Annotated in this window: 5 protein-coding genes; all 5 read left to right on the forward strand. The window is 71.5% G+C overall.

All coding sequences use genetic code 11. The features are described 5' to 3' along the window. Window positions 1-327: 327 nt before the first annotated feature. On the forward strand, window positions 328-5,124 hold the full coding sequence (locus tag ACFYYJ_RS32385) for a sacsin N-terminal ATP-binding-like domain-containing protein (RefSeq protein ID WP_389137658.1): 4,797 nt from the start codon (window positions 328-330) through the stop codon (window positions 5,122-5,124). Further along, window positions 5,121-7,058, forward strand: a complete 1,938-nt coding sequence (locus tag ACFYYJ_RS32390; RefSeq protein WP_389137660.1) for a UvrD-helicase domain-containing protein — start codon at window positions 5,121-5,123, stop codon at window positions 7,056-7,058. The genes ACFYYJ_RS32385 and ACFYYJ_RS32390 overlap by 4 nt, the downstream gene beginning before the upstream one ends. Continuing rightward, window positions 7,051-10,293 (forward strand): helicase-related protein, encoded by a 3,243-nt coding sequence (locus ACFYYJ_RS32395; RefSeq protein WP_389137662.1) that lies wholly within the window; start codon window positions 7,051-7,053, stop codon window positions 10,291-10,293. The genes ACFYYJ_RS32390 and ACFYYJ_RS32395 overlap by 8 nt, the downstream gene beginning before the upstream one ends. Before the next feature lie 3 nt (window positions 10,294-10,296). Next, complete coding sequence (gene drmB / locus ACFYYJ_RS32400) at window positions 10,297-12,156, forward strand: DrmB family protein (protein WP_389137664.1); 1,860 nt, start codon at window positions 10,297-10,299, stop codon at window positions 12,154-12,156. A gap of 66 nt (window positions 12,157-12,222) precedes the next feature. Continuing rightward, window positions 12,223-13,737, forward strand: coding sequence for a TerD family protein (locus tag ACFYYJ_RS32405; RefSeq protein WP_389137666.1), 1,515 nt, complete (start codon window positions 12,223-12,225; stop codon window positions 13,735-13,737). Window positions 13,738-13,954 lie beyond the last annotated feature (217 nt).

A 13,954-nucleotide genomic window follows, 5' to 3' on the forward strand; every position in this document is an offset into this window, starting at 1 on the left:
GGCGGACAGGGGGGACACAATCCCGCCGGGCGGAGCCATGTCCAAATTCGGCCATGGCCGGATCTCTGTACCAACACCCCTTGGGCCAAGGGGATCTCGACCGCACCACAGCGAGTTGGCACCGGCGGCAGCCACCCTTTCGAGCGGCTGGACGAATTCGGCGGCAATTCGGTCGGGGCGGAGCCATGTCGCATTCCACATCGTGAAGTACATGCACCGGGGGGACGCATGTCCAAGGCAGCGGACGCCCGGACGCCGGGGCCGGCTTTCCGTCCCCCCACCCCAGTTCGTCATCGGTTCGGATCCTCTTCTCGAGACAGGTGCTCCATGACTGACCGGCAGTTCGCCGACCCCTCGCTCTCCCCCGTGATCGCCACCGTCCTGCGCCAGTCCTCGGTGGTGCTGCAGACGTACAAGGTCGATCCGGGGCTGGTCCAGGAACACGCGAACGGCGAACGTCGCATCACCCAGGGCGGATACGGCGAGCGCCAGCTGTTCGAGCTCGTGCAGAACGCCGCCGACGAGATCGCCGCCAGCCCGGGCGGCAAGCTGCACGTCGTCCTCACGGAACGGCACCTCTACTGCGCCAACGAGGGCTCGCCGGTCACCCCAGAAGGGGCCGAGACGATCCTGCGCATGAGCGTCTCCCGCAAGCGCGGCGGTCAGATCGGCCGCTTCGGCGTCGGCGTGAAGTCCGTCCTGTCGGTCAGCGACACCCCCCAGTTCTTCAGCCGCAGCGGCAGCTTCGGCTTCGACCGCGACTGGTCCGCGGCCGAGATCGCCCAGGCCCTCGGCGCGGAGGGCGAGATCGACATGGACACCCCGGTGCTGCGCATGGCCCGCCCGCTCGACGTCGAGCAGGAGCGCGCGGACGACGCCGATCTGGACCGGTTGCTGCGGTGGGCCACGACGGTCGTGCGCCTCCCGCTCCTCCCCGGCACCGCCGCCCGACTCGCCCGCGACATCAAGGGCCACAAGGCCCGCGACGGTCGGGAGACGGACGCGTTCCCCTCGCACTTCCAGCTCTTCTCCTCGCACGTCGGGCAGGTCCTCCTGCACGACGAGCGCACGCTTCCCCCCGTCCGGCGTGACATCTCGGTCGAGTCCGACGGCGTCCACCGCACCCTCAAGGAGGTGGCCACCGGTGCGAAGCAGGCCATCGAGGAGTGGAAGGTCTTCACCGTCGCCCACGCGCCCACCGCCGAGGTCGAGGCCAGCGCCGGAGAGCTGCACAACCGCCCGGTGCTCGACATCTCCTGGGCCGTGCCGCAGTACACCGTCCGCAACGGCCTCCACACCGTGCCCGTGGGCCGGGGTTCCTTCTGGGCCTTCTTCCCCACCAAGTACGACGTGTCGCTGACCGGCATCCTCAACGCCCCGTGGAAGACGAACGAGGACCGCCAGCACCTGCTCGACGGGAGCCCCTTCAACCGGGAGCTGCTGCGGGCCGCGGCCCGTCTGGTCGTCGACACCCTGCCCGCGCTCGCGCCCGCCGAGGACCCCGCCGCCTACCTCCCGCTGCTTCCCGGTCGTACCAAGGAGAAGCTGAACTGGGCGGACGACTACTTCCTCAAGCAGGTGTGGGCCCTGGCGGCCGAGCTGCCCTCCCTGCCGGACCAGGACGGCAGGCTGCAGCGCCCCAAGGAACTCTTCGTCACGCCGGCCGGCCTCGAAAAGCAGTGGCTGCAGATCTGGTCGGAGTACGAGGGCCGCCCCGCCGGATGGCTCCACCCCTCCGTGGACGCCGACGCCACGGGACTCCGCCGCGGCAAGGTGAACCACATACTGGAGGCCGCCGGGAAGAAGCCCGAGAGCGTCAAGGAGTGGCTGGAGGCCCTGGTGGCCGACGGCACCGCCGAGTCCTCGTGCCACGCCATCGAGATCCTCTCCTCCATGGTGATGAAGGACCAGGCGGCCAGCCGTCTGCGGGGGGACTCCGACATCACGGCCGAGGCCCGGCTCGCGAAGATCGTGCTGACCGAGAAGAACGGGATGATGGCCCCCGCCGCGGGCGAGATCTTCCACCGGACCGCGGCGGACTCGCTGCGCGACGACATGGACTACGTCGACCCCCGCATCTCCGAACGCCCGGAGATGGGCAGGCACCTGCACAACATCGGCATCCGCGTCGCCGACGCCCAGGGCCGCTTCGAAGGCGTCCTCGACCAGGGGTTCGCGCACTACGACGACCGGGCCTGGTCGAACTTCTGGCTCCTGCTGCGCGGAGCCGGCGGCAACGCGCAGGTGGACCGCATCCGCGTGAAGGTCCCCAAGTACACGGAGGTCCTGCACGTCCGGACCGTCGACGGGCGCTACCGGCCGATGCGCGACTGCATGCTGCCCGGCCCCGTCGTGCCCGGGGACGGAAGCCGGGACGCGTCGATCGCGGTGGACCTCGGATTCCACGAGGGCGACCGGCCGGTCTTCCGCGACCTCGGACTCGCCGACCGACCGACGGTCGGTCACCGGCCGGGCGGCGACTGGTGGTTCGAGGAGTACCGGGAGAGCGTCCACGCACGGCACCTGCGCTCGCTCCCCCCGAACTCGCCGCGTCCGAACATCTCTCGGCTGACCGTCGAGGGCGCCGCGACGGCCGGTCCGCTCCACCTGCTCCCCAACCTCTCGGAGGACGGCCGGGCGGCCTTCGTGGCCGCGCTGCCCGAGTCCGGTGTCGTACAGAACTGGAGCAGCCAGTACGGCACGGCCGCCGCTTCCCGGCAGGCGATCGTCTCCCCGCTGCGCTGGATGATCGCCAAGCACGGTCTGGTCAGGACGTCCCTGGGCCTGGTCCGGGTCTCGGAGGCCGTCGGCCCGCAGCTCAAGGAGTTCGCCGCGATCCTCCCCGTCGCGGAGGTCGGCCCGGAGATCGCCAAGGGGCTGAAGATGCCGACGACGCCGGAGGGAGTCCCCGCGGCGCGTTGGGGCAAGCTGCTCGAACGAGTGCTGGAGAGCGAGGACGACGCGTTCATCGGGCGCGCCTACGCCCTGCTGCTCAGGGTCGAGTTCGAGTTCCCGGAGGGCATCGCCACCCGCTGCCGGGTGGGCACCGCCTGGGAAGAGCAGCCCGACGCCAAGATCGCCGTCGCGACCAACACGGCCGACTTCAACGAGCTCGTCCGCGAACGCCTGCCCGCTCTGCTCGTCGCCGACAAGTCGGACGCGGCGAGCGCCAAGGCCATGGTCGAGGAATGGGGGATGCTCAAGGTCTCGGACGTCATCGCCAAGGAGATCTCCCACGTCAAGGCCGGCCCGTCGACCCCGCTCTTCGACGAGTTCACCACCGTCCGCACCCGCATCGGCAACACCGGGAGCAGCATCAAGATCCAGCGCTGCTCGGAGCTCGAACAGGTCGTGCGCACGCCCATGGGCGTGAATCCGAACCCCCTCCAGTGGGCACGCAAGGGCCAGACCCTCTACGTCCTGGAATCGCTGGACAGCCTTCAGGTCCTGCGCGCCGCCGACGAGGAGTTCAAGTGGGGCTTCGGCGTCAAGGGCTGTGAGCAGGCGCTCGCGCTCCAGGAGCGCCAGGCGCAGGACAAGGAGCTCCAGGCCCGGCTGCGCGCCGTGCGCGAGAGCGAGAGCATCATCGACAAGATCGCCCTGCTGATCGGCGAGGAAGCGCTCCGCGGCGAGCTTCCGCCGGGTCTCATGGAGAGCGAGCTCAACGAGCAGGGCTCCGAGCCGGACGCGCGTCGGGTCGCGGAGATGGCCTTCAACGCCCACGGCGAGTCGATCCTGCGCGTGCACACGCGTGATCTCTCGCTGGAGTTCCCGACCCGGGCGCCGAGTTCCTTCAGCGGGAACGACAAGGCGCTCAGGTTCGTCACCGACCTCGGCTTCCCCGACTCCTTCGCCGGCTCCCGCGTGCCGGCCCTCGAACCCCGGCTGGAGGTCGAGGGGCCGTCGGAGTTCCCCGCCCTGCACCCGTACCAGGAGCAGCTCGCCCAGGCCCTCCTCGGCCTGCTGACGAACCCGGTGCCGCAGCGCGGCATGCTCAGCCTGCCCACCGGCGGTGGCAAGACGCGCGTGACGGCGGAGGGCGTCATCCGCTGGATGCGCGACGGCGACGAGCTGCCCGGCCCCGTCCTGTGGATCGCGCAGACCGAGGAGCTGTGCGAGCAGGCGGTGCAGAGCTGGAGGTTCGTCTGGAACAAGGTCGGACCCGAGATGCCGCTCGTCATCAACCGGCTCTGGACGACCAACGAGGCCACGCCCGTCGACGGCAGGCCCCACCTCGTCGTCGCCACCGACGCCAAGCTCGAACACTGCCTGGGCACGGACGACTACGCCTGGCTGCGCGACACGGCGTCGCTGATCATCGTCGACGAGGCCCACACCGCGATGTCCCCCCGGTACACGGAACTGCTCGCGCACCTGGACCTGACCCACCACCGCACGAGCCGACACCTGGTGGGTCTCACCGCGACGCCCTACCGGAACAACGAGGAGCTCACCCGACTGCTCGTACAGCGCTTCGGCAACCGGCTCGACACCGGGGTCTTCGACGGCGATCTCGCCGACGCGATCCGGCAGTTGCAGGACATCGGAGTGCTGGCCCGGGTCAGGCACCGGGAGCTGCACGGTGGAGAGATCGTGCTGACGCCCGACGAGCTGAAGCGTTCCGAGCGGTTCGCCACCCTGCCCAAGGGTGCCGAACAGCGCCTCGCCGACGACCACGACCGCAACCAGCGCATCGTCGACGAGATCGCCGCGATGCCGGACGACTGGCCGGTCCTGGTGTTCGCCACGTCGGTGGCGCACGCCAAGTTCCTCGCCGCGAAGCTCGGCGACCGGGAGATCAAGGCCGCCGCGATCGACTCGGCCACACCCACGGCGGAGCGGCGCAAGCGGATCGACGACTTCCGCAAGGGTCGTATCCAGGTGCTCACGAACTACGGCGTGCTCACCCAGGGCTTCGACGCGCCGGCGACCCGCGTCGTGGTCGTCGCCCGGCCGACCTACAGCCCGAACGTCTACCAGCAGATGATCGGACGCGGCCTGCGCGGGCCGAAGAACGGCGGCAAGGAGACCTGCCTGATCCTCAACGTGCGCGACAACGTCACCAACTTCGGCGAGGACCTCGCCTTCACCGAGTTCGAGTACCTGTGGAGCGAGAACCGATGACTTCACCGGTACTGGCGCAGCACCGGCTCACCGCCGAGCAGCAGGCCGTCGTGGACCAGCCCTGGGACGCCCGCGTCCTGGTCACGGCCGGCGCCGGGGCGGGCAAGACCCACACCCTGGTGCGGCGTCTCGACGCCCTGGTGGAACGGGAGGAGCTGGAGGCCGGGGAGATCCTGGTGCTCAGCTTCTCCCGGGCGGCCGTGCGCGAACTGACCGAGCGGATCGAAGGGCACGCCTCGGCGGCGCAGCGCGTGCGGGCCCAGACCTTCGACGCCTGGGCGTCGTCGCTGCTGACGCGCGCCTACCCGGACACCGATTGGCGCGCGTACACGTTCGACGAGCGGATCGAGGCGGCCACGACCGCCATCGACCGCGGCGCCGTCGAGGTCGGCGAGCAGGGCGTGCCCGCGCACGTGGTGATCGACGAGGTCCAGGACCTGGTCGGGGTCCGCCGGGAGATGGTCGAGTCGTTGCTCGACCGGTTCCAGGAGAACAGCGGTTTCACCGTCGTCGGGGACTCCGCCCAGGCCGTGTACGGCTTCCAGGTCTCCGACCCGGACCGGCGCGCCGAGGAGACGGACCGCTTCCTGGACTGGGTGCGCGCCACCTTCGGCGACGACCTGGTCGAGCTGCGCCTGGGGGACAACTTCCGGGCGCGTACGGAAGCGGCCCGGGTCGCCCTCCCTTACGGCCCCCGATTGCAGCGGGTGTCCCGCGACCCGGCCGAGGCCGCGGGCGAGGCGGAGCGGATCCACGGCGATCTGCGCTCGCTCCTGCTGGGGGAGCCGAACTTCGGCAGCCTGGACGACGAGTACGTGCGCTCCGCGCTGCGCGACTTCCCGGGCACCACCGCCATCCTGTGCAGGGACAACGGCCAGGCCCTCACCCTCTCCGGGACGCTGGCGGACGCCGATGTCCCGCACACCCTGCAACGCTCCGCCCGCGAGCGCTCGGCACCCGCGTGGATCACGGGCCTGCTGGCGGGGACCGGTGCCTCGATGCTCGGGCGGGACCGGTTCCTGGAACTGGTGGCCGGTCTCCCGGTCCCGGAGGGGAGCACCCCCGAGGCGCTGTGGCGCTCGATCCGGAAGGTCGCCCGGGGCACGCGCGCCACGGTGGACGTCGCGGCGCTGCACCGGGCCGTCGCCGAGGGGCGCCTGCCCGACGAGCTCACGGCGGCGCAGCCGTCACCGCTGGTGGTGTCCACGGTGCACCGCGCGAAGGGGCTGGAGTTCGACCGGGTCCTGCTCGTCGAGCCGCGCGTGCTGAAGGAACCCCGACGGGTGGACAGGAAGCGGTACGACTACGACCCGGCGGCGGAGGCCCGCCTGCTCTACGTCGCCATGACCCGGGCCCGCGACGACCTGTACGTCCTGGACGCGCCCAACTCCTGGCTGGTGCGCAAGGACAAGCGCCTCGACCGCTGGTACGTCGGGGGACGCAGCACGTGGGCGCGCAACGGGATCGAGCTGCTCGCCCCGGACGTGTGCCACGAACAGCCCCCCGGCGTCGAAGACATCGCCCCGGACCCGGCGGCCCTGCTGGACCACCTCAACGTCGCGGTGGAGCGGGGGATGCCCGCGGAGCTGGAACTGCTGCACGGCATCCCCGTCGCGGCCGACCAGTCCCCGCCGTACGCGGTGGTGGTCGGCGGGCGCCCCGTCGCCGTCGTCTCGGAGCGGTTCCGCACGGATCTGCACCGCATGCTGGCCCGCACGGCGCACGGCGAGGTCGACCACTGGCCGCTTCGGATCTCGGGGCTGCGCGTGGACGGGGTGGAGAGCGTGGCCGGGAGCCCCGCGGCGACCGAGCGGGCCGGCCTCGGCCCCCACGGGGTGTGGCTGGCGCCCCGCCTGTGCGGACTGGGCCGCTTCCACTGGTACGAGGACGAAACCGCCGAGCTCGGCGGCACCGAGGGGGAAGACGATGAGTGAGTCGGTCCACCACGAGCACTACGAGGTGCGCGACGCGCTGGTGGAGTCCCTGCGCGACGACCTGATGGGTCCGATGGGCGGCGAGGACGAGATCCTCGTGGACGACGCCCCGATCACCATGTATCCCGTCGGCGTCCTGTTCCCGCGCCCGAGGCCCCGGGACGTCGCGGCCGAGCCGGCCGACCCGGGCGAGCTGGAATCCGTACGCGACGGGCAGGACACCGCTCCGGAGCCCTCCCGCCGCAGCGGCGAGGAAGACGGCAACGACCTGGGCGTCTCCCTGGCCAACGTGCGCATGCCCTCGTCGTTCGGGTTGACCTTCGCCGTGGATCCCTCGGTGTCCCGGCGGATCCGCTTCGAGGTCCGGGCCGCCGTCTACCTGCCCGAGGACGCCGACGGCAACCCGGTCGCCGCGAAGCGGACCGAGGCACGCAGCACCAGAGCCCAGCGGGAGCGTTGGCGTCGGGTCACGCTGCGCCCGGAACCGGTCTTCGTGGACGTCTCGGTTCCGGGCCCGCGCGAAGCGGTCACCCTGCACGACCCGGGGTTGGAACTGAGGGTGCTGGTCCGTCCCGCGTCCGGGCCGAACGGATCCGTCTCCGTGACGGCCACGGTCGTCAACAGCCTCCAGGTCGGCATGTTCGACCTCCGCGACGCGCACTGCTTCTACCAGCCGACACTGGAGGCGACCGCCGAGGACGCCGATCGCGCCGCCTTCGTCGTGCGCCCCGTGTCCCTCGGCGCGGTCGACGCGGAGCAGGCGCTCAGCCGGCTCCTGCACCGCCACGCCCCGAGCTTCGCCACCGGGCACGGCTGCGCGGCGCGTTGGGACTGGACGCCTCCCGCCGTCGGCACCGTCGACCCGCGTCCGCCGGCCGTCACGTCCGTGCGCACCGAATTCGTACCGTCCCACGAAGTGCTCCTGACGGATTCCAATCCGCACATCGACGACCGCGCCCTGACCATGTACGGGCTCGGCACGAACCCCGCCGAGGAGGTGGTCGGGGCGCTGCGCCGGCTGCTGTCCGACTACGAGCGGTGGATCGAGGACCAGGTCCGGCAGACGGAGCGGCTGGCGGGCACGGAGCACGAGTCCGTCGCCCGGGACCAGATCGTGCGCTGCCGCCGGGCCCTGGAGCGCATGCGCGCCGGTGTGGATCTGCTGGCGGACGGCGATCGGCCGGAGATCCTGAAGGCCTTCCGGCTGGCGAACGTCGCCATGGCCGACCAGCGTGCCCGCACGTCCTGGATCAAGGACGGCAGGCAGGGGAGGCCCGACGTGTCCGCGGGCAGGTGGCGACCGTTCCAGATCTCCTTCGTGCTGCTGTGCCTCGCCGGGATCGTCGACCCCGGCCACGAGGACCGCGAGGTGTCGGACCTGCTCTGGTTCCCCACGGGTGGCGGCAAGACGGAGGCCTACCTCGGACTGATCGCCTTCACCGCCTTCCACCGTCGCCTGCGCGACGGGGAGGCCGGGGCGGGGGTGACCGTGCTCATGCGCTACACGCTGCGGCTGCTGACCCTGCAGCAGTTCGAGCGTGCCGCGGCGCTGATCTGCGCCATGGAACGGCTGCGGGCGGCCGACCCGTCCGCCCTCGGCCGCGAGGAGATCTCGATCGGCATGTGGGTGGGACGGTCGGCGACGCCCAACACGCTGGCCGTCGCCGCCGAGCGGATCGCCGAGCTCCGCGCCAATCCGCTGAAGGGCATCCAGACGGAGAATCCGGTCCAGCTGCGGAGCTGCCCCTGGTGCGGCGAGGCCCTCTCCCCGGACGCGTACGCGGTCGACGAGGCCGCCGAACGCATGGACATCCGTTGTCCCGCGGCGTCCTGCGCGTTCGGCTCGGGCCTTCCCGTGCACCTGGTCGACGAGGCCGTCTACCGGGCGCGCCCCACCCTGGTCATCGCCACCGTCGACAAATTCGCGTCGATGCCGTGGCGGCCGGCGACGGCGGCCCTGTTCAACCGTGACCGGGAGGACGGCACGCGCCCGCCCGAGCTCATCGTCCAGGACGAACTCCACCTGATCTCGGGGCCCCTCGGCACACTGACGGGGCTCTACGAGACGGCGGTGGACGCGCTCGCGGAGCGCCCGAAGATCATTGCCTCGACCGCCACCATCCGTCGTGCCGATGAGCAGGGAACCCGGCTCTTCGCCCGTTCGGTCGCCCAGTTCCCGCCCGCCGGCATCGACGCGCGTGACTCCTGGTTCGCCGTGGAGACCCCGCGCGAACGCAAGGCCGCGCGCCGGTACGTCGGACTGCTGACGTCGAGCACCAGCCAGTCCACGCTGTTGATCCGGGTGTACGCGGCCCTGCTCCACCGGGCGATGACCTGCGAGGCCGCGCCCGAGGTGAAGGACGCCTACTGGACGCTGGTCGGGTACTTCAACAGCCTGCGCCTCCTGTCCTCCGCGGAACTCCAGGTCCTCGACGACGTCCAGGACCGACTCGAACACCTGGCGTCGCGCGACGGCACCAAGCCCAGGCCGGTCACCGGTCTCACGGAACTGAGCAGCCGCGCCAACGCGAGCGACATCTCCAGGCGCCTCAAGGAGGTCGAGCGGCACCTTCCGATGTCGGACGTCCTGGACGTCCTCCTCGCCACCAACATGATCTCGGTGGGCGTGGACGTGGACCGGCTCGGGCTGATGGCCGTGATGGGCCAGCCGCAGACGACCGCCGAGTACATCCAGGCGACGAGCCGCGTCGGCCGCCGGCACCCGGGCCTGGTCGCGGTCATGCTCAACTCCACGCGCTCGCGCGACCGTTCCCACTACGAGGACTTCCAGCACTTCCACTCCGCCCTGTACCGGGAGGTGGAGTCCACCAGCGTGACCCCCTTCTCGGTGCGCGCCCGGGACCGCGGTCTGCACGCGGTGATCGTGGCCCTGGCCAGGCTGATGCTCCCGGCCGCCCGTCCCAACGACGCCGCCGCCCGCGTCGAGGACTACGTCGACGACATCCGGCAGAAGGTCCGGCCCATCCTCCTCGACCGGGTGGCGAAGGTGGAGGAATCGGAGTCGAAGGCCACGGCCCGGGCCTTCGACGACTTCGTCGAGTGGTGGCGGGACGAGGCGGCCGTGCAACCCCGCCTCGTGTACGAATCCCCGCGTGCGAAGCGTGCCCCCGCCCTGCTGAGCGGCTACGACGACGAGACCGACGGCGCAGGTCTGCCGACCCTGTGGAGCCTGCGCGACGTGGACGCCTCGTCCACCTTCTTCGAGGAGCGCTGAACCATGAGCCCCGACAATCCCCGCCGGCGTCGCCGCGGGCTTCCCGCCGGCCCCGTCCGGACCGCCCGACGCCTGGGTGAGGTCCGGCGGGCCCAGCTCGTCACCACCTACGGCGTGGGCGCCATGATCGCGGTGGAGAACGAGTCCTTCCTCGTGCGGGGCGTCGACTCCTGGGACGTTTCCGAGGCCCCGCTCGTCACCGAACCGAGGCTGTCGCGCAAGCTCGGGGTCAAGGCGTTCCGGCTGCCGCCGGCACCCGATCCCGACCGGGCGACCGACGGCGTGCGAGCCGTACGGTTCCCGGTGATGTACTCGTGCCCCGAGTGCCGACTCCTGCAACCCTTCCGCAAGTTCAACCCGCCCACGGGCAAGGCCGAGTGCTCGACCTGTCAGGAGAGCCTCGTCCCGTCCCGCTTCGTGATGGCCTGTACCCACGGCCACCTGGAGGACTTCCCCTTCTGGAAATGGGTGCACCGGGGCACCCGCAGCACGGGAACGGGCGCGTGCGGGGGCGAACTCACCTTCCACGCCGACGGATCCACGGCCTCGCTGCGCGCCGTGCGGATCGCCTGCGGCTGCGGGGCCGAGGAGGTCTCCATGGAGGGGGCCTTCCGACGCCAGGCCCTCAAGGACCTCGGCATCCGCTGCGGCGGCCGTCGACCCTGGCTCAAGGACGCCCCGGCGGAAGCCTGCGACGAATCACCGAGGACGCTCCAACGAGGCTCCTCCTCGGTCTGGTTCCCCGTCATGCACTCGGCCCTGTCGATCCCGCCGTGGAGCGAGGGCGTCGACAGGATCACCGCACGCGTCTACGACAAGCTCAAGGACGAGGATCCCGCCTTCATCCGCCGGTACGTCCAGGTCGAGAACGTCCTCGCGCACCATCCCCAGTACACGCCGGACGAAGTCGTCGCGTGTGTGCAGCGCATGCGCGCGCAGGAGACGGAGCAGCGCGACGACGCGGACGTTCAGGAGGCGGGCGGTGAGGTCGACGCCCGGACCGACTTGTACCGGGGCGAGTACGACAGCCTGTGCAAGCCGCACCCCGAGCGTGAGGACGCCGGTGACCAGGAGTTCGTCTGCGAGCCCCCCGTCGCCCCGATCGACGCGTTGCGCACGTCCCACGGCGTGGAGCAGGTGATGCTGCTCAAGCGGCTGCGCGAAGTACGTGCGCTGCAGTCGTTCCGCCGGGTGGAGGAACCGAGCCCGGCCGACGGACCCAAACGCCGCGGGGCGATCTCCCTGGAGGAGCCCGACTGGCTGCCCGCGTTCGAGGTGAGCGGCGAAGGAGTGTTCCTGCGGCTGGACGAGGAGCGCCTGCGCGCCTGGGAGGAGGACGCCGGCGTCGAAGCCCGCGCCGAAAGGATCCGCCACAACCACGAGAGGCTGCTGCGGGAGCGCATCGGCCCCTCCGGCAAGCCCGTGCCGACGTCCCAGGCCGCGCCCCGCTTCGTGCTGCTGCACACCCTCGCGCACGTCCTGATCAACGAATGGAGTCTGGACGGCGGGTACCCGGCCGCCGCGCTCCGCGAGCGGCTGTACGCGGAGGAGGGCATGGCCGGCGTGCTCGTCTACACCGCCACCAGCGACTCCGCGGGGAGTCTCGGCGGCATCGTGGCCCAGGGGAACCCCGACCGCCTCGACGCCACCCTGCGCGCGGCCATGCAGCGGGCACGCTGGTGCTCCAACGACCCCCTGTGCATGGAGGCCGAGGCGAGCGGCGCGGACGGCCTCAACCTGGCGGCCTGTCACGCGTGCCTGCTGCTCCCGGAGACGAGCTGCGAGAACAACAACATCCTGCTCGACAGGGCCACCCTCATCGGCACGCCGGACCTGCGGGTACCGGGCTTCTTCGGAGGGTGACGATTTCCGGCCGGACGAGGTGAACTCCGGGTACGGTCATCGGATGATCGATTCCGGGGAGGGGACATGATCAAGGGGGACAACGCCTTCGTGCCGACCGTGCCGCTGCGGGTCGCCGTGCGTGGCGGACTGGACGCGCTGGCGCTGCTGGTGACGGAGCAGGGCAGGGCCAGGGGGGACGGGGACATCGTGTTCCACGGTGCGCCCGTCCATCCGTCGGGCGCGGTGCGGCTGCTCGGGGACGAGGCCGGCACGGCGTGGCTGGAGATCGCCCTGCCGGCGGTCGAGGAGGCGATAGGCCGGGTCGTCGTGGTCGGCTCGACGGAGCGCGGGGCGCTGCGGGACGTGTACGGGGCTTCGGTGGAGGCGTTCGCGCCGGACGGCACGTCGGTCGCGCGGTACGACGTGACCGATGCCGGCGGCGAGACGGCGATGGTGCTCGCGGAGCTGTACCGGCGGGCGGGGGGCTGGAAGTTCCGTGCGGTGGGCCAGGGGTACGTGAACGGCCTGGCCGGCCTGGTGACGGACCACGGCGTGGACGTCGCGGACGCGGAACAGCCCCCGCAGCCGGTCCACACTCCGCCGTCGTTCCAGGCCCCGCCTCCGGTCCCGGCGCAGGCTCCGGCCCCGTTGCAGCCCCCTGGTCCGGTCCCGGTGTACGCCCCGGTCGCGGCACATCCACAGGGCCCCGTCCCGTTCCAAGTCCCGGCTCCGGTCGCGGCCCAGGCCCCGGCTCCCGTGCCGATCCAGGCGCCGCCCCAGGCTCCGGTCGCGTACCAGGTCCCGGCCCCCGGCCAGGTTGCCGCGCAGCCCCAGGCTCCGGTCGCGTTCCAGGCGCCGCCTCCCGGCCAGGTCCCCGTTCCGCCCGTGACTCCCGTACCGGCCCCCGTGCCCGCGACGGCGGCTCCGGCGTGGGTGTTCGGGGCCGGCTTCGAGCCGTACGCGCAGAGCGGCCGGGACAACGACGTGATCACCGTGAACGGGCTGCCGCCCGGGCCGGTCATCGTCGAACTCTCCATCCGGGGCGACGGGTACACGGGCCTGTGGCCCCTCACCCGGTTCAACAAGGAGGGCGACAGCCTCGTCAACAGCACCGAGGAGAACTTCCGGGGCCGGGTGCTCACCCTGGTCCCCGGGAACGGGCGGCTGCGGCTCCAGCTGAAGGCGGAGGGCCGCTGGCAGCTGCGGGTGCTGCCGCTGGCCGCGGCGACCCTGCTGACGGAGGAGGAGTTGGAGGGCGGTGGCCCCGACGTGCTGCTGCACACCGGCGGCACGGCGGACCTCGCCCTGCATTACCGCGGCGACGACAACCTCATCGTCAACCTCTACGAAGTGGCCGAGCACGACGACCCCACCGAACTCCCGACGGACGACAACGCCGTCAACGAGATCGGCAAGCGGCGCGAGACCGTTCCCCTGCCCGAGGGCCCGGTCATCGTGCAGCTGGAGATGGCGGACGGACCGTGGCGGGCCCGGTTGAAGGGCGTACAGCCCCACAGCGGCCCCGCGCACGCCCCCGGCGTCGCGAAGGTGACCGACATCCGCGGCGGCCGGGGGCGGTCCTGGTGGGGTAGGTCCTGAGCGGCTGACGGCCCGACAACCCGGCGGTTTTGACCGGATATTCCGGATCTGACGGCACCCCTGTGACCTCCTGGCGGTCACAGGGGCCCGTCTTGGTGTCGGAGATGTCGCGGTTGGGTTCCGATCCGGTCTCCCGCGGGTGGTGATCCGCCGCCGATAGCACGCTTTGGGCTCGGAAGACACCTATCTGTTTCCTCGTGGTGGCTGGTTATGATCG

Source organism: Streptomyces sp. NPDC002467 (assembly GCF_042889825.1).
Taxonomy (GTDB): domain Bacteria; phylum Actinomycetota; class Actinomycetes; order Streptomycetales; family Streptomycetaceae; genus Streptomyces.

Bases quoted from the DNA above. Each gene is read 5' to 3' on its own strand.
- ACFYYJ_RS32385 (WP_389137658.1), top strand. From the start codon at position 328: ATGACTGACCGGCAGTTCGCCGACCCCTCGCTCTCCCCCGTGATCGCC.
- ACFYYJ_RS32390 (WP_389137660.1), top strand. From the start codon at position 5,121: ATGACTTCACCGGTACTGGCGCAGCACCGGCTCACCGCCGAGCAGCAG.
- ACFYYJ_RS32395 (WP_389137662.1), top strand. From the start codon at position 7,051: ATGAGTGAGTCGGTCCACCACGAGCACTACGAGGTGCGCGACGCGCTG.
- drmB (WP_389137664.1), top strand. From the start codon at position 10,297: ATGAGCCCCGACAATCCCCGCCGGCGTCGCCGCGGGCTTCCCGCCGGC.
- ACFYYJ_RS32405 (WP_389137666.1), top strand. From the start codon at position 12,223: ATGATCAAGGGGGACAACGCCTTCGTGCCGACCGTGCCGCTGCGGGTC.